The organism is Umbribacter vaginalis (assembly GCA_001552935.1).
Classification (GTDB): domain Bacteria; phylum Actinomycetota; class Coriobacteriia; order Coriobacteriales; family Eggerthellaceae; genus Berryella; species Berryella vaginalis.
This window is the reverse complement of record KQ959677.1, coordinates 107,945-130,734: the sequence shown is the minus strand read 5'-3', so window position 1 is coordinate 130,734 and position 22,790 is coordinate 107,945. Positions and strand designations below refer to the sequence as shown.

The 22,790-nt window shown below is 44.8% G+C and carries 19 protein-coding genes and 1 tRNA gene; 7 read left to right on the top strand and 13 right to left on the bottom strand.

Annotation, left to right across the window (positions count from 1 at the left end):
* Positions 1-90: 90 nt before the first annotated feature.
* Positions 91-744, bottom strand: a complete 654-nt coding sequence (gene lexA / locus HMPREF3190_RS02285) for a transcriptional repressor LexA (RefSeq protein WP_066779977.1) — start codon at positions 742-744, stop codon at positions 91-93.
* Positions 745-848: 104 nt separating this feature from the next.
* Between lexA and HMPREF3190_RS02280 the strand changes: the two genes are divergently transcribed.
* The 4 genes from HMPREF3190_RS02280 to HMPREF3190_RS02265 all read left to right on the top strand — a co-directional run bounded on the left by HMPREF3190_RS02280 (position 849) and on the right by HMPREF3190_RS02265 (position 3,226).
* A complete protein-coding gene (locus HMPREF3190_RS02280) occupies positions 849-1,415 on the top strand; it encodes a hypothetical protein (protein ID WP_066779975.1) in 567 nt (188 codons plus the stop codon).
* A 139-nt stretch (positions 1,416-1,554) separates the two neighbouring features.
* Positions 1,555-2,004: a transcriptional regulator NrdR gene (gene nrdR / locus HMPREF3190_RS02275; protein WP_066779972.1), complete on the top strand. Its 450-nt coding sequence runs from the start codon at positions 1,555-1,557 to the stop codon at positions 2,002-2,004.
* Positions 2,001-2,450, top strand: coding sequence for a dUTP diphosphatase (gene dut, locus HMPREF3190_RS02270; protein ID WP_066779970.1), 450 nt, complete (start codon positions 2,001-2,003; stop codon positions 2,448-2,450). The genes nrdR and dut overlap by 4 nt, the downstream gene beginning before the upstream one ends.
* Positions 2,447-3,226 (top strand): hypothetical protein, encoded by a 780-nt coding sequence (locus HMPREF3190_RS02265; RefSeq protein ID WP_066779968.1) that lies wholly within the window; start codon positions 2,447-2,449, stop codon positions 3,224-3,226. The genes dut and HMPREF3190_RS02265 overlap by 4 nt, the downstream gene beginning before the upstream one ends.
* A gap of 414 nt (positions 3,227-3,640) precedes the next feature.
* On the opposite strand, the gene HMPREF3190_RS02260 is transcribed toward HMPREF3190_RS02265, so the two are convergent.
* Entirely contained in the window at positions 3,641-4,075 is a 435-nt protein-coding gene (locus HMPREF3190_RS02260) for an acyl-CoA thioesterase (RefSeq protein ID WP_066779967.1), read from the bottom strand.
* 246 nt (positions 4,076-4,321) lie between these two features.
* Here HMPREF3190_RS02260 and HMPREF3190_RS02255 point away from each other — a divergent pair, with 246 nt between their 5' ends.
* Complete coding sequence (locus tag HMPREF3190_RS02255) at positions 4,322-5,356, top strand: prenyltransferase (RefSeq protein WP_066779966.1); 1,035 nt, start codon at positions 4,322-4,324, stop codon at positions 5,354-5,356.
* Positions 5,357-5,503: 147 nt separating this feature from the next.
* Here the strand turns inward: HMPREF3190_RS02255 and HMPREF3190_RS02250 are convergent, their stop codons facing one another.
* The 3 genes from HMPREF3190_RS02250 to HMPREF3190_RS02240 form a co-directional block, all read right to left on the bottom strand.
* The gene (locus HMPREF3190_RS02250; protein ID WP_066779965.1) at positions 5,504-5,944 is read right to left on the bottom strand and encodes an FHA domain-containing protein; all 441 of its coding nucleotides are present in this window, start codon (positions 5,942-5,944) and stop codon (positions 5,504-5,506) included.
* 129 nt (positions 5,945-6,073) lie between these two features.
* Positions 6,074-7,711: a D-alanyl-D-alanine carboxypeptidase family protein gene (locus tag HMPREF3190_RS02245; protein ID WP_449676034.1), complete on the bottom strand. Its 1,638-nt coding sequence runs from the start codon at positions 7,709-7,711 to the stop codon at positions 6,074-6,076.
* A gap of 139 nt (positions 7,712-7,850) precedes the next feature.
* Positions 7,851-8,558 (bottom strand): CDP-alcohol phosphatidyltransferase family protein, encoded by a 708-nt coding sequence (locus HMPREF3190_RS02240; protein ID WP_082715094.1) that lies wholly within the window; start codon positions 8,556-8,558, stop codon positions 7,851-7,853.
* Between the two features lie 480 nt (positions 8,559-9,038).
* Here HMPREF3190_RS02240 and HMPREF3190_RS02235 point away from each other — a divergent pair.
* Positions 9,039-9,115 (top strand) — tRNA-Pro (locus tag HMPREF3190_RS02235).
* A gap of 89 nt (positions 9,116-9,204) precedes the next feature.
* Here HMPREF3190_RS02235 and coaBC read toward each other — a convergent pair.
* From coaBC to ileS, 5 genes are read right to left on the bottom strand one after another with little or no spacing between them, the layout of a single operon-like run.
* The gene (coaBC, locus tag HMPREF3190_RS02230; RefSeq protein WP_449676031.1) at positions 9,205-10,686 is read right to left on the bottom strand and encodes a bifunctional phosphopantothenoylcysteine decarboxylase/phosphopantothenate--cysteine ligase CoaBC; all 1,482 of its coding nucleotides are present in this window, start codon (positions 10,684-10,686) and stop codon (positions 9,205-9,207) included.
* Between the two features lie 4 nt (positions 10,687-10,690).
* Positions 10,691-11,827, bottom strand: a complete 1,137-nt coding sequence (gene hemH, locus HMPREF3190_RS02225) for a ferrochelatase (protein ID WP_066779958.1) — start codon at positions 11,825-11,827, stop codon at positions 10,691-10,693.
* A gap of 11 nt (positions 11,828-11,838) precedes the next feature.
* Positions 11,839-12,909 carry an RluA family pseudouridine synthase gene (locus HMPREF3190_RS02220; protein WP_066779956.1) on the bottom strand — a complete coding sequence of 357 codons (1,071 nt, stop codon included), beginning with the start codon at positions 12,907-12,909 and terminating at the stop codon, positions 11,839-11,841.
* On the bottom strand, positions 12,906-13,490 hold the full coding sequence (lspA, locus tag HMPREF3190_RS02215) for a signal peptidase II (protein ID WP_066779954.1): 585 nt from the start codon (positions 13,488-13,490) through the stop codon (positions 12,906-12,908). The genes HMPREF3190_RS02220 and lspA overlap by 4 nt, the downstream gene beginning before the upstream one ends.
* A gap of 10 nt (positions 13,491-13,500) precedes the next feature.
* Positions 13,501-16,359 carry an isoleucine--tRNA ligase gene (gene ileS / locus HMPREF3190_RS02210; RefSeq protein WP_066779952.1) on the bottom strand — a complete coding sequence of 953 codons (2,859 nt, stop codon included), beginning with the start codon at positions 16,357-16,359 and terminating at the stop codon, positions 13,501-13,503.
* Between the two features lie 373 nt (positions 16,360-16,732).
* Between ileS and HMPREF3190_RS02205 the strand changes: the two genes are divergently transcribed.
* Positions 16,733-17,650, top strand: coding sequence for a DegV family protein (locus HMPREF3190_RS02205; protein WP_066779949.1), 918 nt, complete (start codon positions 16,733-16,735; stop codon positions 17,648-17,650).
* Here the strand turns inward: HMPREF3190_RS02205 and holA are convergent.
* From holA to HMPREF3190_RS02190, 3 genes are all read right to left on the bottom strand, one after another.
* On the bottom strand, positions 17,608-18,612 hold the full coding sequence (holA, locus tag HMPREF3190_RS02200) for a DNA polymerase III subunit delta (protein ID WP_066779946.1): 1,005 nt from the start codon (positions 18,610-18,612) through the stop codon (positions 17,608-17,610). The genes HMPREF3190_RS02205 and holA overlap by 43 nt on opposite strands.
* A gap of 215 nt (positions 18,613-18,827) precedes the next feature.
* On the bottom strand, positions 18,828-21,671 hold the full coding sequence (locus HMPREF3190_RS02195) for a ComEC/Rec2 family competence protein (RefSeq protein ID WP_066779944.1): 2,844 nt from the start codon (positions 21,669-21,671) through the stop codon (positions 18,828-18,830).
* A 9-nt stretch (positions 21,672-21,680) separates the two neighbouring features.
* Positions 21,681-22,541, bottom strand: coding sequence for a helix-hairpin-helix domain-containing protein (locus HMPREF3190_RS02190; RefSeq protein WP_066779942.1), 861 nt, complete (start codon positions 22,539-22,541; stop codon positions 21,681-21,683).
* Between the last annotated feature and the right edge of the window lie 249 nt (positions 22,542-22,790).

Below are 22,790 nucleotides of genomic sequence, written 5' to 3'. Positions count from 1 at the left end.
TTAGCCACGCAACACTCCTGCACCCATGCAACTAATACCAATACAATGCGCATCGAAAGCAATGCACCTGTGTCTGCACTTCACATGGTTTTAGTAAACGCGCCTAAATACAGCAACTACTTTTCCTAAAATAGTACAATCGCGCGTTAAAATAGGATCCATAGCACTATTTTCAGGTTGCAAACGTATACAATCTGCTTCTTTGAAGAAGCGCTTTACTGTTGCACCGTCATCAATAAGGGCAACTACAATCTCGCCATTATTAGCTACGTTTTGTTCTTTAACAACAACATAATCGCCATTGTTAATGCCTGCTTCTATCATACTTTCACCACGTACCGTAAGCATAAACGATGGCGTATCTCCAACAATTTCAATGGGCATCGAAATATGATCGGTTATATTTTCTTCTGCAAGAATAGGAGTACCAGCAGCCACTTCACCCACTAAAGGAATAGATACTACATCAGTAGGTAAAAACCCAGGACGACGAGGGGAGCGATACCCCAGATCTTCCCACGCTTTACGCGTCAACGAAAACGAGCGCGATTTAAATCTATCACGCTGTAAGTAACCCTTTTGCTCAAGACTATCAATATGCGAATGCACAGTTGAGGGTGACGATAAATGGACAAAATCACATATCTCACGCACTGATGGTACGTAGCCTTTTGAAGTGTAGTATTTCGCAATACACTCAAGAACAACCTTTTGCTTCTTCGTTATAGGCTTAATAGGAATCATCTAAACTCCTTTCATTTTTTCGAAAAAATGTTTGACAACAATTTTGCTGCGCCTTATTATAATATCGAACAAAGGTTCTATGCAAGAGAGAAACGGTAACGAAAATGAGAAATTCTGAAAAAACCTTAACCTATGGTACAAGCGCATTAAAAACAAGCAAGAAAACTGGCTCTTACCTGCAGTATCGTTATGTAAAACAAACAAGTAGCGCATATAATCGTGCGTGTATACATCTTGTTGTACCTATGAATATAATGCCTTGTCATGAACAAGTGTTCGATAAACATATTTCGTATCAAAAGGTTGCTCGTAACACATCAACTACACAGCATGCCATACCTACAAAAGCTTCTTTATCCATTCATACAATATCGCAAAAAGGCACGCAGCATACATCTGATACCCATACGAAATATACGTTTTGCTCTGCCGCCTTTGCTTTAGTTATCTCCTTAAAAACTTTTCTTACGCGAACCACAAAAAGCCTTATACAGAGTTTTGAGCGTGTCGTTAAACGTCTGTCCGATAAAAGCGTTGTAATATACGATGTCATTTATAATGATGCTCGTGGTATACCGTTTGAACATAGCTTCGATGCTGCAAGTGCATGGTGGGGAATAGCATTTTTACTTGCCAGTAGTGTTTCCTTATATATTGCACTTATGCAATAGCAAGCTCTGAAATAGAAGGCAGGTAATATTATCAAATAAGCGTCCTATTTCATGTTATGCTATGGTAGTAAGAAAAAGAGATAGTGTGTAGAAGGCACGTGTCTTTCGTATAAGCATTTATCCATGTTAAAGGAGTCGTATGCGTTGTACAGCGTGTGGAAATTTAGAATCTAAAGTAATTGATTCTCGACCCTCAGAAGATAATAGCTCTATACGTAGGCGGCGTGAGTGTCTTGCATGTGGTCATCGCTTTACTACGTATGAGCGTATGACCGACTGTCCGCTTATGGTTACCAAGGCGGATAACTCATCAGAAGTTTTTGATCGTACAAAACTTATGCATGGCCTGATCATTGCGTGCGCAAAGCGCCATATTGCACCATCTCAACTTGAACAAATTGCTGATGAAATTGAAAATAGCGCTCGTAATAACACTAAAAACGAAATTAGTTCACGTGAAATTGGCTCATTAGTTATGCAACATCTTGCTAAGATTGACGTTGTTGCCTATATTCGCTTTGCGAGTGTGTATAAGAAATTCGACAGTATACAGGAGTTTTCCGACATAGTGAAAGGGTTGTCTTCGTGAGTGAGGATATAACATTACCAATTAAGGCACTGCGAAACGATATTGAATTACCATCGTATGCGTATGCGGGAGATGCCGGTTTAGATTTACGCTCGGCGGAGTGTTACACAATCGAGCCATCACAACGAGTTTTAATATCAACCGGCTTTGCCATAGCGCTTCCAAGTGGGTATGCCGGCTTGGTAGTGCCTCGCAGTGGACTTGCGGTTAAACATGGCATAACGGTTACTAATGCACCAGGGCTTATCGATAGCGGCTATCGCGGTGAAATCAAAGTGTCGCTTCTAAACACCAGTACAGATAGTACGTTTGTTATTGAAAAAGGCGATAGAATTGCACAGCTTGTTGTTGTACCTGTACCACAAGTTAATTTGGTTGTATGCAATGAATTAACAGAAACTCAAAGAGGCGAGGGCGGTTTTGGTTCGAGCGGAGTACGTGCATGAGCAATTCTGTTTCGCACGATACTACCAACAACAAGGGTATTAGCATGTCAACAGGTAAAATACCTATGTCAGAGGATGAGCAAACATCATTTGCTGACACAACAGTAAACGCATCTAATAATGCTCCTGAGCTGCATAATAAACCTGATCTGACTCATAATGATCTCCCAGCAAGTGCTTCTCAAGAAATGAGCAATCCGCAGCACGAAACAGAACTTGACACCAAAACGCAAAATACGTCGGCGGATACCACACATGCGACATCATTTGAAAATGAGCCATCAGACCACTCAGCAAACAACGATGTTTCTGGTTCAGAACAACAAAACGCTCATGGTAAACCTTCACGCAGATATATTAGACTTAAAAATACAACAGCTGCTGAGCTTTCGCAGTTAGAAAGCGGCAGAAAGCTAATATCATTTACGCGCGTTGCAGCACCCGTGTCTCTCCTTATTGGAGGCGTTCTCTTAAGCGGAATATCGCTCATATGCGCAATTATTTCGTATCTAAAAATTACGAAGGTCTTAAAACGCCACAGAGAGCTCGATCTTAATGATTATCGACTATTTATACGTCCCGTCAAAATTGCGCTCTTAATGGCCGTTCTAGCGCTTATTATCAACGCAGCGTTTTTATACGTTGAATATCCACGCATTTTAGAGGCTGTAGAAACGGGTCAGATGTCAGCATTGTTTAATTCTGGCACGGCAACGAATACGGTATCGCCAGGAACACAAGCCGCGCCTCAACCTGGAAGCACTACATGGGGTTAAGCAGTTACTGAGTATCATAGATGTGTGGTATTCGTGTTGTAGTGCGTGTCGGAATGCCGTTGCGCTTAGAATAACCATTCGCCAAGTGCTTGACAGATTGTGGATTTACGCGGTGTTATACCTGACCAGCATACGAGCTTGAAATTCAGCTTGAACTTGAATATGTAACTTATTTAGGTAGATAGGCAGTCACGAGTGCAACTTTCTTGCACGTCTTTCTTGTTATATAAATTAGATATAATATAAGTTATGTAAACTAGAGTACGGAAATAACAAAACAAGTCATAAGTAGCGTTTTACAAAATGTATGAACATATTGAATCCATCAATGAGCTATACTCTCTACTCTCATGAAACGCCGCATTTGTACACACTCACACATCCACACGTCACTACAGCCTTTACGAAAAGATACTATTCGTTTGCGTCTGCAACGCTTACATACGCCTGATACAGCGCAGGCAAACGGTGCTTAATGCTAATCGGGCGAAACGTGTGGGCGTCCACGATGCAAACGCTTACCGAGCCTGTCGTATAAGGATGCGCACACTGTGCATCCGCGGCAGCGCGCACTTCAAACGCATAGGTAATCCGCGTTGCGCGCAGCTTGCTTACCCAAACGGTTACGCTTGCCGTATCGCCATAGCGCAAAGGCTTGTGGTATGAAATTTGAAGGTCAACCACGGGCGACATAACACCCTGTTTTTCCAGTTCAGCATAAGGAAATCCCAAATCGGCTATAAAGCGCGAACGCGCATCTTCAAAATATAAAGCATAATTAGCGTGATATACCACACCCATACAATCGGTTTCACTATAACGAATAGGAATGTTGTAAGTTTTTTTCATACACTCACCTTATTTCGATAACAAGCGCAATGTCGTTTGTACGTATTCGCCTGTTAATGCTTCATCGGATAGCACTCTCTGATGCACAGACCTCATCTATATTACATGGCAACAGCATCTCACACGTACATGTACTCGCAACTAGGTTACAGTTTCCTACATTTTACGTTGTGGAGCAATCTTTTATCACGGTGTGCAACAATAGGAGCGTTACACGAAACAACCGTGATAGGAACAACGAACACTATGACTGATGAACGCTTACAACCGCCAGTTCAACCTGATAAAACGCCCTTGTGTCAACACAATACTAACGCTTCACAAGCATGTATGCAAGAGACTTGTAAGGCCAGTACTCAATCCGAACCCGCAATGCAGAACGCCTGGACGCCACTTAGCTTCAAACTTGCACTTCAGCTTGCCGCTCCACACACCTGGCCTGCCGCAATTATCCCCTTCTTGTACGGCTTTTGCGTATCGTTTCGCAGCGTTGATGAGCTTTCTTATCCAGCGGCTTGTATAATGTTGATAATTGTTATTTTATTTCAATCAGCCGCAAACACGCTTAACGATTATTTCGACTATAAAAAAGGAGCCGATTCAAAAACCGATTTTGTGGAAGAAAGTGACGCTGTTCTCGTATATCACCACATAAATCCCCGCTCGGTAAAGCGCCTAGCAATTGCGTATGTTGTCATGAGCTTTATTTTAGGCTTATATATTGTGTATGAAAGTGACATAATTCCCCTGGTCATTGGAATAATTGGTGCGCTGGTTCTCGTGTTTTATTCAGCTGGCAAAACTCCCCTTTCCTATCTGCCACTTGGTGAATTGTCAAGCGGCGTTGTCATGGGTGGCCTTATCCCATCAGCAGTGACATATGGCTTAACGCAAAGCTATTCCAGTGCATTCGCACTAAGCCTTATACCTTTGATTTTGCTTGTTGCACTCATCATGTTTACTAACAACTTATCTGATCGTGAAAAAGACCTAAGCTCTCACAGGCGCACACTGGCAGGCATTATGAGCCGTGAGCAGGCAAAAACACTGTACGTCGTGGGTGTTATTCTTACCATCGTTGCCGAAATATTCTGTCTTGAATCAATCTTAAGTGCCGATGTAGTAGTTGTTGTAGCGTTTGTGTTATGTGTCGCGCCATTTGCAAGCGCACTCATTCACAATCCAATCACACCCGAAATGCGCCTAAAATCGATGCCGCAAATTCTAACATTTGTAGTGATATGCGGTGTATTTTACTGCCTTGGTTGCATGATGTATTAGCAGTACACACGAGTAGCATGGCATAGCGGTAGCGCTACGTGTAAGCTTATCTGCATAAATGCATAGAAGAGCCATAACATATTGCCAAGAACTATACCGCAATGACAAACGCTCTTAAAAAACACACGTAGTTCTTGAAGTATACACTTAGCGCGTGAAGTACAGACAAAATTCTCCGATTTGAATTTTATCACCTGGTGAAAGCGTAATAGTGTCAATAAGCTTGTCGTTTACCCAAACGCCATTAAAAGAATGCTCATCAATAAGAACCGTTGCGTCTTTTGTCACTTGCAACTTAGCATGTTTGCGCGATACGGTCATATCGTTGAGGAAAATTTCGCACGTAGGAGCACGACCGATAGTAAGTTCACCAGGTGTTAAGCCAATAATTGCGCCTGAATAAGGACCGCGAATAATTTTGAACTGACCGTAGTCTCGGTTGCTTGTTAAGGGTGTATCTTCGCCTTTAAGCGGAAGATGTACCGGCGAAAATTCGCGGGTTTCACCATTAAAACTAAAACCACAAGCAGGGCATTCGTTTGAATTTGCATCACATTCTTGTGTGCAAACAGGACATGTTTTTGTCATAAGTACACCCCTACTCTATTGTCAGGTTCTCATTTATAGCTTAGAGCATTGAGATACATTGTTAACGCGCTCGGTTATAAATTATCTACACCTATCATCAATACTCATCGCTCTGTGCCGCGCACAAGCTTATACACGAGAACGCGCATCGTGTATAAGGTGCGCTGTATTGTACAATTCGATTGTAACATCACTTTCAGCATTGTTTTGGAGCAGTCTTCCTAGAAATTCCTCAATTGCATGAAATACTCCCCCAAGCGAAAAACCCTCATCGTGTGTTTTTGAATTTGCCTGATACACAATAAGAGGCACTTCTTCAATAACAGCATTATTTTGATAGAACTGTAAGGTGCCTACCTCGTCACCACATCGAGCATGCGAAATGGAGCGCGTAAGCACCACACGCTGCGTAATGTTACCGCCAAACATATTTACTTGATGAACAGGAAAATGTGTTGTTGTAACATCCGCTGAAATATTTGCATTGCTAATCGATAATCGTGCAAGTACAGGAAGCTTATGCTGCTCGATTTTATCTTCGGAAACGTTTAGTTTGTTTAACAGCTTTGCAGCCTGTTCATCGGGTATTGCTTGAGAACAATTAATGAAATGGTACTCAACAAAATGCCCGTACGCCCATTCAAAAAGCTTTTGGGTATCTTTAAATCTATCCTGATCAGAACGTGATTTTAGAACAACAGAAACAAGCAGCCGTCCTTGTGCATCGCGCGCAGCACCCATAAACGCATAGCCTGCGGCATCAGTTGTTCCTGTTTTAATTCCACGCGCAAAATGGTAATTTTTTATAAAAGTATTATGCGATGTGAGTGCTACCGACGTATCAATTCCATTGCGTTTAACGCGAATGTTCGTTGAGCCTGTTGATACGATTTTTTCAAGTTCAGGATGTTTCATTGCTTCAAGGGCAATAAGTGCCTGATCGTACGCACAACTATGTAAATTACCTGCAAAAGCACCATCATCTAAACCGTGAGGATTTTCATAGAGCGTATTGCTGCATCCAAGACGTGACGCATAGGCATTCATTTCTTGTATAAATGCTTCATAAGCAGCTGAATGATTTGCTGAAGTAGGCGCGGTGGTAGACGTGTTGGCTGTCAATGCTGACGTGGAATTTTGTAACGTTGGATCGAGCTGTTTTTTTGTGTTTTTATTCCCAGATTTGTTGTGCGCATGAGACGAACCTTCTGTTGTGCTTGTAGCTTTTTGCTTTTGGAGAATAAGTGTCCCAACGCTTTCAGCAATACTGATGGCGGCATCATTTCCAGATGGAATAAGCAGCGCTTTGAGCGCTTCGCTGAGAGGCATCGTATCGCCCGCTTTAAGGTGTGCGCTCGACTCGCCTACTCGTGCCGCTTCTTGCGTTACTGTTATAGGGGTTGTAAGCGGCGCGTTTTCAAGGGCAACAAGCGCTGTCATAACTTTTGTAATCGATGCAATAGGATTAGCTTGATACGCGTCACGTGCAAACAAAACGCGTCCCTGCTCATCCATAACAATGGCCATTTCTGCTGTAATAGAAGGACACTGATCAACCGGTATCGATAAACTGCCGACGGATCCTGCTTGCGTTTGATCGGTATTGCGCACATCGGCGTAGGCTGTTGGTATACCGCTTCCTGAACACCACGTATGCATAGTAAAAGGAACGGCACCTAATGAGGAACTATTGAGCGTTATGCATAAAACGCTTGCAAGGAATAAACACGCAAGCGCGCGCAGACACTTACAAACACGGCTATTCATTCGATGCATCTGAAGCAATTGCTGTCTCTGGTACGCGTGCTGCACATAGCTGCGCCGTTGTGAATGCGCTGCATGCATACGTATACGCAAAAATGTATTGTTGTGAGGCTTCATAGTATATTCCTAATCATGTGCGCTGTTATTTATATACTGAGCTGTTCGAGGTATCTTTCATGCAATGACTGATACTTTTAATTCCTGCAACAATATAGTACAGCGCAGTCAGCAATCCCAAAATAAGTCCAGCATACACAAACCAAATTCCCCACGAGCACGATACCGCATTAAAACCTGGAAGCGCAGAAAAAGGTATAATCGCTAAACCTGGAACAAGAGGCGCATTTAACAACAGTCCAGCAAAACCTATAAAAAGCAGCGTTGTAGCAATTTTACCTGGATAAATAACGGGGATGCGCTTATGCCAGCGTTGCAGGAGGATAGCACCTGCAATAACCAGTCCAAAATCGCGTACAATAACGATAATTATCAGCCATAACGGCAAGCGACCCACAAGGAATAATCCAAGCACAGCGCATGCCATAAGCACTCGATCGACCGCTGGATCAAGAATTTGCCCTAATTTTGACACCGTTCCTGTTCTTCGTGCAATTTGCCCATCAAGGAAATCGGTTCCCGATGCAAGAGCAAACACGACCGCGGCAAAAATATCATTTCCACCAAATAAAAAGATAAGAAACAACGGTGCCATGCACAAGCGAATAAGTGAAATAAGATTAGGAATAGTAACAATAGAGTCGATTGCCGCATCAGTTGATTTATCCCAAGTTTCAAGATTATGTGCAGATGCGTGATGTTTACGTGCGGTATTGTAGAGGTGTTTATCCATGCATGTCTATCCTTGCAATCGAGTGTATATCGATACTATGGCTGTAAGCTCTCTTCCTTATTATAGAGAATTTTGAGCTGTTCGCTTATGTAATTGCAGCTATTCTTGAATAAATCGCATGTTTTGAGCAAAAATGTACCTCAGAGCATGACGTATAAGAACGGCGCCTTAAGCTCGTGAAATTGGATGTGTGTATTGGAATTTTCACCTGGTTACGTGGCATTTACGCTGAACTGTCGCAAGCGTTTGAATGGCGCCTGTACGAAGAAGCTACAAGCATGGTGCGCATACTCCATGATGGCAAACGCGTGCAATACGTGTGAGCGCAACCACACATGCGCGTGCATTCTAAAAAAATACGAATGCAAGTCTTGAATTTAGTGCGCGAAGCAAGTATTATAAATAGGCTCTTAAGAACGAAACGCGCACGTACCGTACACGAATACAACAAGCGCAATCGTACTTAAAAGCTTCGTAATTCGGGTTGTGGCGCAGCTTGGTAGCGCACTTGACTGGGGGTCAAGGGGTCGCAAGTTCAAATCTTGTCAACCCGACCAGATTGTAATCATGCCAGAGCTTCTCTGGCATGTTTTTTTATGCACTGTTTTCTCCGTTTTTCGTGCGTTTTTTATGCACGGAATTCCTATTAAGCAAACGACAATAAACGTTTCACAAGTACATGAAAAATTTCTCCTGCTAACTGGATTTTTGGCATTTCAGGCAATTCAATGCATTCCTGAGGCAACACCAGCGTTGCTTGCGATGTATCGCACGCGAAACCTTGCGTTGCACTTACCTTGTTCGCAACAATCATATCGGCATGCTTTGCAACAAGTTTTTCGCGAGCATACGGTATCACGTTGCTTGTTTCAGCTGCAAAACCAACCACAATTTGGTGCGTTTTTGCTGCACCCATCTGCTGAAGAATGTCGGGGTTTTCCACCAAATCAATATGCGTCAAACTATTATAGTTGTTTGCTTTTTTCAGTTTATGATCGGCGCATTCAAGCGGACGAAAATCACTTACCGCAGCACTAAATAAAGCAACATCACAGCTCGAAAAGCGCTCTTGTACTGCTTTAAACATCTCTTGCGCTGACGTAACACGTATAAGTTGAACGCCCTCGGGTGCAGAAAGATTGGTAGGTCCTGATACCAGCTCGACACGAGCTCCTAAGCGGCACGCTGCTTGGGCTAAACAAAAGCCCATTTTGCCTGATGATGGATTGCCAATAAATCGTACAGGATCAATGTATTCATGCGTTGGGCCAGCCGTAATAAGAACGCGTTTGCCGCTGAGTTCTTTACGCGCTTTGGACGCCACGCGCTGTCTGGTAAGCTGCGAAGACGCATCAACGCTTCCCGCAAGCTGCGCAGAAGCGTCGACTCCCTGCAAGGCGTTCGCGTGATGCGCGTCGTCAAAGCACAAACACACCGCTTCAACAATGCTTGCAGGCTCTGCCATGCGCCCTTTTCCTACTTCTCCGCAAGCAAGCTCGCCGGCATCAGCTTCAACAAAACGAACACCACGCGCTGCCAGTTTGCGCCTGTTTTCTTTCGATGCAGGCGCTTCATACATCACGCTGTTTGCAGCTGGAGCAATGATAAGAGGAGCGCTCGTAGCAAGCACCGACGTAGTAAGTATGTCGTCGGCAATGCCGGCGGCCAATTTCGCGATAACATTCATGGTAGCTGGTGCAATAACAAACACGTCAGCCATGCGCGCAAGCGAAATATGATGGATAGGATCACTTGGCTTATCGAAAAGTCCTACGGCAACAGGATGTTTCGTAAGCGCACGAAACAGTGTTGGGTCGATAAAATGAGTTGCGTGTTCCGTCATCACAACGCGAACATCGAAGGAGCGTTTCTGCAGTTGGCGTATCAATTCGCACGCTTTATAGATGGCAACGCACGCGCTTACACCAAGCACCACACACTTCTGCGTTTTTTGCGCAGGCGCAAATGTGTGTTCGTTTGCGTGAACGTGTTCGTGAGCATAGACGTTTACGTCATTGCCCGCACATTGGCTCGCACGTGTGCAAGCGTTCTCGCCCGCGTCCACACGCGTACCCATATCCATACTTACGGGTAGATGTTCACCTTCATAGTCGCGTTGCCGTGTCATGCGATCATCTCATTTCTTGCGGCGTATGTTCCTGAGCAGACGCCTTTGCACCAAGCGCGTTGCACTCATCGATATAAGGCGCAAGCACGTGAGCTAACACGTCGCATTGCAGCGTACTTTTTCCTAAACAGGGAACATAGATAAATTCGCGCGCGGTGCCGTCTTCTCCAGCTGCAGCATGTTCATCAAAAGTGGGTTTAATGTCATAAAAAACATCGTAGCGCGTTTCAAGACAATCAACCGCAAAGCCTGGACAGATAAAAAATACCCGTTCATGACCTTGTTGAGCGATGCGAATAATGGTGTCATGTGTTGAGGGAGTAAGCCATTCGCAATATTTTGAAAACTTGCTCTGATAGCACAAATTCCATTGTTCAGGTGTAAGATTGAGCGCCGCTGCTGTTGCACGCGCCGTTTCTTGCGTTTGCTTTTGATACGGATCGCCTGCATCAACATCGGGCACAGGGATTGAATGAAACGAAAACACCAACCTATCATTTTGCTCTTTGGAAAAACCAGCATCGTGAATAGACTGTGCAAGCGCATTGATATAAGTACTATCGGCGTGGTAGTTGTCGATATAACTCCATTCGCAATTCCAGTTGAGTGCTTTAAGTGCCGATTGCACGCGCACAAAACTCGACTTTGTTGTTGAAAACGCATACTGCGGATACAAAGGCAGCACGACCAGTTTGTTTACTTGCACTGCTTGCAGTTGTTCAAGTGCCGATTGAATAGACGGATTACCATAATTCATACCCATTGCAAAGGTACATTGCGTGTTTGACGTGGTTAAACGCGCTGATAGCTGCTTGCAAAGCGAGCTCATTGCGTCAATTAAGGGTGAGCCTTGCTCCGTCCAGATTTTTTTATAACGCTCAGCAGATGTTACTCCACGACGTGGCAAAATAAACAAGCGCACAATACATTGCCATACAAACCAGTTCACGTTGTGGATAAGGAGCTTATCGCTTAGCATGTCTTTCAGAAAAGCACGAACGGCAGGCGGTGTGGGAGCGTCAGGTGAGCCAGTGTTTACCAGCAACACACCAACGCGCTGCTTACTGCGTGCTGCATCTGCGTCCGCATCTGGAGTTATACCAGTTCTAGCTGCTGTTTGAGTATCACTTATACACGACATAATGTACCGCCTTATACGTTAGAAATGTCCTTTAGCGCAAAGCCTTCAACCGAAGGACACGGACTTTGCTCAAGTTCAGTAAAAATACGTTGTCCTGCATCAGTTATGCTACTCGTACGATTTTCCAATACAGTAAGCGCACGGCGCAAATCTCGCGGAAGATTATCCATAAAGGAAAGCTGTTCTTCGGTCCGTGGATGCGTAAACGCAATGCGATACGAGTGTAAAAATTGCCGTTGAAGCTCAAGGCTTTCTTTGCCTTTATACGGCGCAAAATTATTATATACCGGCTCGCCTACCAGCGGGTGTTTAACAAATTCTAAATGAACACGAATTTGATGCGTGCGCCCCGTAAATAATTTACAGTCGATAAGCGTAAAACCATCATCATACGAACCCGCTTCATAACGGCGAAGAACCGTAAGCGAGGTAAGTGCGCTGCGTGACTGTGGACAATCACGAACTGACATGCGCTTTCTATCATTGATAGCACGTGATAGCGGCGCATCAATAAGTGCAGTATCATGTGGAATAATGCCATGCACAAGTGCCATATAGTGACGGTCAACACTGCGTGCAGCAATAGCGTGCATCAAAGCTTCACCAGCAACATCCGTTTTTGCCGCCAGCATCAGGCCAGACGTGTTCATATCAAGGCGATGAACAATACCAAGCCTGTCATTTTCGCCTTGCAAATTGCATAAATGTTCAGCTCCACAATGATACACAAGTGCATTTACAAGCGTTCCGTGCGTATGATCGTCGCACGGATGACACACTAAACCGATTTGCTTTGACAAAACAATCAGATCATCATCTTCGTAGCGAATATCAAGAGGAATATCTTCTCCGTACAACGATACTGCACACGGGGCATCACTAAGAACGGGATAAATAATAACATCCCCTGTGCTGACGTTGTATTTTTTATGTTGAGCGCTACCGTTTACCAGCACATCACCATTCTCAAGTACCGAAGCCGCTTGAGAGCGTGACGCAAATAAACCTGCTTGTGCAAGTACCACATCAAGACGCATCCCGTGAAAGGGTTTTTGAACGATATAACAGCGTGTCGCACTCATACGCTACACTCTTGTGCATCGTGTATGCGCGATGCTTCTTCATGGGTATGCGGATGCGATGATTGCACAAAGAGTCCACACAAAAAAATAACAATACCGCAGGTAACACCCATATCAGCTACATTAAATATAGGGAATTTGATAAACGTTGTTTCAATAAAATCAATCACATAACCAAGCGCAAAACGATCAATTGCGTTTCCAAAACCTCCACCGATAATAAGTGCAAGACCAATAGTTTTTGCCCAGTTCATACGGTGATGGGTGGTTAAAAAGTACACAAAAACGCCCGTGCATAACACAACTGAAAATACACCAAGTAAAAACGTAGCGTTGCTGAAAATTCCCCATGCTGCTCCGGTGTTTTTGACAAAGCGAATATCGAAAATCCCCAGATAAGGACCAACAATAAGCGTTCCTTCACTCACGTGAGAAACAAGGCGCTTCGTAAATGCATCAATAACCAATACGGCAATACTGATAAGCACTAAAGTAAGCACGCGCGCACCTTTGTACGTGCGTGCTTTTGGTTGCTGAGAGGAACTGGCATGACGAACGGTATCGCAACTCAAAGTTTTCACGTGCTCCTCTCTAACACTCGGCGTGATAGTTAATTTCGCGAAGGACCTGCGCACAGCGCTCACACACATCAGGATAGTCGCTTTGCGTACCTAAACTGCGATAATTCCAACAACGCGGACACTTCTCGCCACGAGCATGCTGAATTTCAACCGTAATAGCGTCATCGGCGCTTTCGTGTAAGTGCACTTCAGATACCACCAAAAGCTCCTCAACGCCTGCTCCATCAAGCGCACGTAAAGCATCAAGATGCTCACTATTCGCGTAAATGTGTACCGCTGCTTCCTGTGCTTTCGCCAGCTCACCTGTTGCACGCTTTTCTTCAAGCTCTTTAAGAACAACATCGCGCACTTCAAAAACACGCTCAAAACGTGCAGCAATGCGTTCGCGAGCATTTTCAGGAATCACGGGGAAGAAACTTGCGTCATCAGGCCATCCTGCAAGCTGAACGCTTTCGGGGCGCCCGGGGCGTTGCAAATGCGATTGCGGGTAGTTCTCCCACACTTCTTCAGCAGTAAACGTGATGATAGGCGAAAGAATGCGCACCATCACTTCAAGTACATTGGCAAGCGTTGTTTGTGCACTGCGGCGCAACGGCGAGTTCGGCGCTTCAGAATACAAGCGATCCTTGATTGCTTCAAGATACACAGCCGATAAATCACCAACCATAAAGTCGTAAATCAAGCGATACACGGTATGGAATTTGTAGGAATCGTACGCTGCTTGAACAGCATGAAGCAAGTTTTGAAGCGAGCAGAGCATCCATTGATCAAGCGCGGTAAGCTGCTCAAAGTTGCAAACGGCATCGCTATCGAAGTCGAAATCGCCCAGCGAGCCCAAAATGAAGCGCAGCGTGTTTCTGAAACGACGATACGTTCCTGCTACCTGATTTAATATGGAATCAGACACGCGAACGTCTTGTGAATAATCAACGCTTGCAACCCACAGACGCAAAATGTCAGCACCAAAAGTACTGGTTACATCGGCAGGATCAACGCCGTTGCCCTTCGATTTGCTCATCTTTTCGCCGTTTTCATCAACGGTAAAGCCGCAATGCATCACCGATTTATACGGCGCGCATCCATACGCACCAATGCTCGTAAGCAGCGACGACTGGAACCAACCGCGATGCTGATCGGAGCCTTCCAGATACATATCCGCAGGAAAATACAGGCCCTCAGCACTGCGATGCTTCAACACGCTGGTGTGTGACACACCCGATTCCCACCACACATCCAAGATGTCCTTTTCAGGAATAAGCGTATGACAGCCACATTTCTCACAGCACACGTCGGCGGGCAGGTATTCTTCTGGTTTTTTGCTAAACCACGCATCAGCGCCTTCTTTTTCAAAGAGCGCAATAACCGCATCGAACGTTTGCTCTGTTGCAACCACTTCGCCGCACTTACTGCAGGTAAACACAGGAATGGGAACGCCCCACGAGCGCTGGCGCGAAATACACCAATCGGGACGTTCGCTAACCATTGCACCAATACGATTTTTTGCCCACGCAGGCACCCATTGCACATCGTTGTCGATAGCGTGAAGTGCGGCTTTACGCAAATTGGTTTTGTCCATCGACACAAACCACTGGTCGGTCGCGCGGAAGATGACGGGCTGATGGCAGCGCCAACAATGCGGATAGCTGTGCGTAATTTCAAGCGCACCAGCAAGCGTGCCTTCTTCTTTAAGGTAAGCAATCATGTCGGGCGCAACATCATCAGTATCGTAGCCACAGAAGCGCTCACCTGCATCCTTGGTAAGTTTGCCGTTATCATCTACCGGCATGTACACGGGAATATCAAACTTGCATCCAACGAGGTAGTCATCTACACCATGACCAGGAGCGGTATGAACAACACCCGTACCATCGTCAAGTGTTACATGATCGCCATAAATAAAGCTGCCATGATGCTCTTTTATGACTGGACACTCATAGGTAAGTCCCGTAAGCTCAATGCCTTCTAGCGACACCACTTCCCCTGTTGAATCGCGCAAAAGTTCGTAGTTATCCCACGAAAGAAGCTGTGCAACTTTTTCAACAAGTTCTTGCGCCATCAGCATAGCATGATTTTGCGCACGCACGCATACGTAGCGCGCATGAGGAGCCACACACACTGCCGCATTTGCAGGAAGCGTCCACGCGGTGGTTGTCCAGATCAGCACCCACAGGGTTTCTTTCAATCCAGCACGTGCAAACGCATCGGGAATGCTGTCCATTTTAAAGCGAACATACAGCGAACTTGAGGTTTCATTTGAGTACTCAATTTCTGCTTCAGCAAGTGCCGTGTGACAATTTTTACACCAATGAATAGGCTTGCGACCTCGATACACCGAGCCATCAAGATACATTTTCTTGAAAATTTCAACGTTGCCTGATTCGTAATTATGCTGAAACGTAAGATACGGCGTATCCCACGCTGCATTTACACCGAGACGCTTGAAGCCTTTGCGCTGAATATCGACATATTTTTCAGCCCATTGGCGACACAAACGACGCAGCGTTACCTGATCGATCTGTGCCATTTTTTCTTTGCCAAGCGTTTGCTCAACCATGTGCTCGATAGGTTGGCCATGGCAATCCCATCCAGGTACATACGGCGTGAAATACCCCTGCTGAGCATGGCTTTTAATAACGAAGTCTTTCAGGATTTTGTTAAACGCATGCCCAATATGAATAGGCCCATTCGCATACGGAGGCCCGTCATGTAACACGAAGGGCTTACCATTTTTATTCTTTTCAAGTATTTGCTCATAAATGTGCTGCTCATCCCATTTCTCAAGACGTTTAGGCTCATTTTGAGCAAGGTTTGCCTTCATCGAAAACGTTGTTGTTGGCAAGTTCATGGTTGATTTGTATGAATTTCCCACGCGAGCACTCCTCTTTATATACTCAATTTCTTGCAATAAACAAGTATAATTATGAATAGTAAGTATAGCGAAATTTTTTACGAATGAGAGCATATCTTAAGAAGTATAGAATATTAAAACAATCGAAACATGGAGCGTACATGGTAGGCATAAGGATTTACCAATACCTTTAGCGCCAATGCAAGCATAGCGTTAGAACAGCGCCACGTTGCGCCCACCTAAACGTATGCGTACTGAAAGACTACAGCGGCATATACAATACAATTGCGACAGCACGTGCGTTTGAGAGAATTTATGGCGTTGTCTGTGTATAGTAACAATGCAATGCGCAAGAACCGCACCAGCAAGAACCGTACCAATAAAAGGAGTACCTATGAGTGAATTTGCTATCATGACCGATACGTGTAGTAATTTGCCAGATGAAGTGATAGATACTTACGATCTACAGATACTTCCTTTACGATTTATGGTTGATGGTGAAACGTATCAAAGCTATCTCAAAGGACAAACAAGCAACCTTCAACGCTTCTATACCATGATGCGTGATGGAAAAGTTATTACAACAACACTCCCCTCGCTTGAATTCGCGAAAGACTTAAGCACCGAAATTCTCGAGAGCGGCAAAGATTTGCTGTATATCGGCTTTTCCTCAGCACTTTCGGGAACGTTTCAAGCTATTGCACTGCTTCTTGACCAGCTGAAAGAAAGCTATCCTGAGCGCAGTATTTACTATGTTGATTCGCTGTGCGCGTCAGGCGGTCAAGGCTTGTTAGTGCGCAGCGCGTGTGAATTACGTGGCGAAGGACGCAGCATCGAGGAGGTTCGTGCGTGGTGTGAACAGCACAAACGTAATGTCATTCACTGGTTTACCGTTGACGATCTGAAATACTTGGTACGTGGCGGGCGCGTAAGCCGTACAGCAGGTTTTGCAGGTCAAATGCTTAACATCAAGCCCGTACTCAATGTAACTGACGCAGGTGCGCTAGCTCCTCAAATAAAGGTGCGCGGACGTAAAAAGTCGATGCAAACCATGATTGACGAATTCAAAAAATCAGCATGGCAACCACTTGCTGAGCAGCACGTTATCATTAGCCATGGCGATTGTATCGAAGATGCGCAAAAGCTTGCCACAATGTTAAGTGAGCAATGTGGAGTACACGATTGCTTAATTGGATACGTTGATCCTGTTATTGGCGCACACTCTGGCCCTGGTACCTTAACGCTTTTCTATTATGGCACGTCGCGTGCTTATCCTACTTTGAACAACAACACAAACAGCATGAACGAATAAACAGGGTTTTTGCCTGATTTCATCACTTCATCAAGTTCACACGAACGAACGTACAGATGTGCAAGCTCGCCTGTCGTAAAATTTTGCGCAAAGCGCGGATACGATCGATACTGCCACGACGAACCGCCAAATTGTTCAGTGAGTTTGGGTGTGGTATGCGTATTTGTGCAGTGGTGAATATAGAGCAGCTTCTCAAGGTGCTCTTGTATGCGTTGGAGCACGTTAAATACGCTCTCAGGATGCGCGCGAACATATGCAAGGGCACGAGCAGTGTTGCGCTGCATAAGCGCATCAGTGCAAATCCACCAGCCACTATCATCGATCTGCGGAAGAAAAGGTGCCATATCTGCTACATCGCGAAATTGTTTTGTGGATGTGCTAAGCGCAATGCGTGAAATTTCGCTATCGATATGCGCCGTGTCAGAGCCGCACGCATCCATAATGGCATTACACACCGATGCGCTGCAATCAAGGCCATGCGCACGTGTTCGCGTTGCAATCCAAGACACAAGCTCTTTTTTACTGAGTGCAGGACATGGCATAACGCGTTTTTTATCAAGGGCAAGCAGCGTTTTGCATAAGCGCGATGCACTCATCATAGATGATGACACAAGTAACAAAACACTACTGGGAGAAGCTTGTTTACAATAATCGAGCAACGTATCAATATCTGATTTTTTGTACGCATCAACATTATGGCATTCTATCAGGCGCAACGAGCTAAAAAGCGAAAAACTTGCGCAGCACGCAACGACATCTTTTACCGCTGTTTCACTTGCATCGAAACGTTCAATGACATGACCGCTCGGCGTTTGTTGTTGGTTTTTAAAATACGTGCGAAAGTAATTAAGATAGAACGCTTGCTTAAAGCGATCAGGACCCATAATTAAATACACGCCTGTTGGAGTTTGCGCAGTGTGCTGTGTTGTGCCTGATGATAATGGTGCTTGTGAAACATCCACGCTGTGCTCCTTTGTATGAAAACTCTCCTTGTTGAATGTAACGCGACACTGCAAGCAAGCCACCACCACCCGCACCACCACGTTACGCCAATTACACATAGCTTGTGATGAACATACAGCCTTATGGCGCCCCCACACAACGCGCTACGCTGCTGTTTATGATAACGTATTTAGCACGCATGCACACGAAATGCTCAGAAGCTCTACAGCGTTTCTTACGGTGGCGCATGGTCAACACGCATGGAATTTTTCGTGAAACTGACAGATACCTCTCTTACGAGTTGCATATCATAGCTGGTAGGAGTGTACTGGCTCTGCGAATTTTTGTTTGTAGAAGAGTCTAAGGGCGTTTGAGGTGGACTCAAAACATACACACGTGCATGCAGCTCACCTGCTGTAAAAGGGTCGTCACATACACCTGGAGCAATGCACGCAAGCTCCATATCATAGCTATTTCGTTCAAGCAAAATGTCGGTAATTTCTTCAAAGGAAAGAAACGGCGCAATCAAGCTTACATGCTTGCCCATATGTACTGGCGTTGAAACGTGTGCGTCACGAGAAGCAAGCGCGTGCGTACCTGCCATATTCGTTTTTGCTGATGGGGAGATTGTATCGTGCGTTTTTGCTGGTGAATGGTTTGCGTTGCTCGTTTGCGCTGGTAGAGAAGATTTTTCTGCATCTGTCAATAAGCGAAGTGTCAGCGCTAAGGTATCGCTATTACGGTATGTCTCATGAACGCGATGAGGCCATACCACACGCAATTCGGCATTTCCACACCTCAGCGTATCGTCATAGCGCAGATGTTGGTACGTCACTCCCCTTGTTTTTACGTACGCTATCACATTTGAAAACGTGAGTAGGTTGGATGACGTAAAAGAAACCTTGTTAGTTGTATCATCTCGTGCGCGATACACACGCATTGGCGTAGAAAAATCTGCCGATACTTTGTTGACCTGGTACTGCGTATCGCGATGTCCTAGAAAACTTGCAAACGTGTCAGCGTGCTGCATCTGTTCGGGGTTTTCTACAAAACTTGCAAGCGCTTGGTATGGTATCGCATCATACAGCTCTAACAGCGCGCTATAGTGAGCAGGATTATCATCTGAAAGCACCACATAATCGAGCATTTCTACATTATGCCGTTTCAAAAAGTCAATAAGCGGCGCTACGGGCGACGTAACATTGATAAGCGTTTGTTCGCTTTGCGATGTAAGCAAATAACAGCATTGCTTGTCGTAACTAAAGGCTGTTAAACGATACAATGGAGGCTCTCTGTTACAAACATAAACTGCACACACGCTCCATACAAAACAGCATATTGCAGCTACCATAATTCGCATGCGCAATGTGGAGTGCTTAGAGGGAAGCATATGTTCACTTTTCTTTACACCTGCGTGCACCCTCGATAGTAATGTGCTTAACAAGTCCACGTGAGCAACACGCGAAAACACACCATTCATCTGCTTATTTGAACAACAACGGAGCCGATTTTGCGCATGCGGGTTTGTCTTTATATACCATACGGCATATATAATTCCCGATACACAAACGCTACAAGCAAGAGCTCCAGGTACTGATATGCTCACGTGCACACACGCAAAGGGCGCAGTATTGAGCACTTTCAGGCTGCTTACTAACACAAAAGCACACGCTTCAACACCTATAAAAACAAAATCAGCTATAAAAGGCGCACAGCATGATAGCAAGAGTGATAATATTCCACCACAGCACAGGATTATAAAAAAAGGAGCAGCAAGTATATTGGCACATAAACTATACAGCGACAGTGTTTCAAAAAATGCACACGAAAGTGCTTGGGTAGGTATGAGAGCAGCAACCGACACGCTCAGTATGCTTGCAATACACTTCAAAAATGGCACGTATCGCTTTATAAGCCACTCAAAAAGGCGCGAAAACATCAGTATGCCAGCTGTTGCTAACGCTGAAAGCGCAAATGAAAGAGACAGAGCGCAGGTAGTATCGCACACAAGAAAAACGATAATGCAAATACACAGCGCCTGAAGGGCATTTGAACGTCGTTTTGCAAAATAAGCGCCAAGCGCAAGGCAGCTCATTGCTGCAGCCCGTAAAGCAGAAATTGGAAATCCTGCAATGAGTAAATACATGCCCATAAAACTTATCATCAGCGTACATACCATACGTTTTGCAACGTGAAATTTGCCCAATACAGAAGATATAAAACCGCACAGCAAACTCATGTGAGCACCTGATACCGCAATAAGATGTGCGAGCCCTGATTGCTTGAAGACATCATAGGTATCAAAGTTTGCAAGTGAATTGCGAAAACCACACGTAATTACTGCAATAAGTGAACTTTCTGGCGTTTGGCGCTTCACAAGCTTGTCAATAAGCTGTTCGCGAAGCATAAAAAGCGGTGCCCACAAACCACGATATCGTGGTGTATCGGCATGCGTTACGGTAAGACGCGCCACCACATGCGATGAAATAAAACGCTGGTATTCATTCGGTTTCAGCGCACGAAGCGTACCTTTCACGGTCATGCTACTTTGCGTAAGCACAAGCGCATCAAGTACGGGCATATCGCACACGCACTTTAAGCCTGATGGCAGTACAAGTGTTCCATCTTCGTTATAAAGCGTGACGAGTGTGCGTGCTTGAGCGCCTTTTGTTTGCGCATCTTTCTCAACATGAACGACATAATTTTCCGTTGCGTCCCAAGGAACATCAGCAAGCTGATGAAGTGACTGTGCATACAGTACAAGTGAGAAAAGCGAGAACACAAACGCAAGAATGCTTCCAACAATGAAAAACCACACTGCTTTTGTGTGCATGAGTGCAAGAATAACACCACTTGCGCCAATCACACCGATAAGAAGCATAACAGACGGGCTGCATAGTACCTGTTCACACACTTCGAAGGTATTAAGCTCCGTTAGCTTTGAGAACGGCAGTGAAAAGCCATGTGAAAGTATGCATGCGCAGCACAACCACAAACTAAACGCGCTCCAGCATAAAGATGGCAGTGCATTGCAAAGCGGTGCAGATATGTTGTGTGAAGTGCCGCGCATTGCTATCATCAACGCCTTTTACAAATAAATTAAGCTTTCTATCTGCGCATACAATTTTTCACCGATGCCGGCAATCATAAGAAGTTCTTCTTTTGATTGGAACGATCCACGCATGCTGCGATAGTCAAGAATGCGCTTGGCAAGCGATGCGCCCACACCTTTAAGTTGCATCAATTCCTCTTTGGATGCTGTGTTAAGGTTAAGTGGATTATCTGCGCTTATTTCATCAGTCGGTACAGGATATGATGAAGAAGCGTTGGACGATTGACGCCGCGATTGCGGACGTGAACTCCGCGCGTGTGTACGCGACATATCAACAGATGCACGCTCCCCTATACGTGGAATATAGACATGCTGACCATCGCTGAGCTTCTGAGCTAAATTTACTCTATCACGATCAGCAGCATCACTAAAACCTCCTGCTTGAGCAAGCGCAGCATCAATACGCGCAGGCGTTTTAAGCGTATACATACCAGGAGTAGTTACAGCACCGCTGACATAAACCGTAATATCACAATCCGCAGGCAAAGTAGCACCAGCAGAAGGAACGTTGTACTGAGCGTTCTTACTTCCTGACGACTGCGTTTTGTGCTGAGCAGATACACCTTTTGAATGTGACGCGCTTATACCCGTATCACTGCCATGCATATTGTAAGTACGTGCGTAATCCGTTGAGCTCGGAGATGCTTTGAAAGATGGTTTACTTGAAGCTGAATGGTGGTAGCTTAACGTTTTTTCGCTAAAGGGAGAATAGCTACTAAACAGCACAAATTTACACAGTAGTGCAAGAGTAATCAAGAGCAATAAACCTATAAGCGACATCAATTTTTTATGATGCTGCACGTTATTAATGCAGCGCTTAATGCTTTGCGTATCCATAGCTTGCTCCTTAATCGCAAAGCAAGCATAGTAAAGAAAATACGGCAAAAAGACGCCATTTATATGATATTTTGCAGGTAAAAAGCTCTTATAAATACGCGAAAAAGCCGCTAAAAGAGGTGCGAAAAGCTGCCAATGAGCTGTTAACAGAGGTGCTTAAAAGTTGCTATGCAGCAACGAACAGAAGATGAATAGAGCAACAAAAATAAAGCAATACCTGCTATAACGGCAAAGCAACATACCAAAACC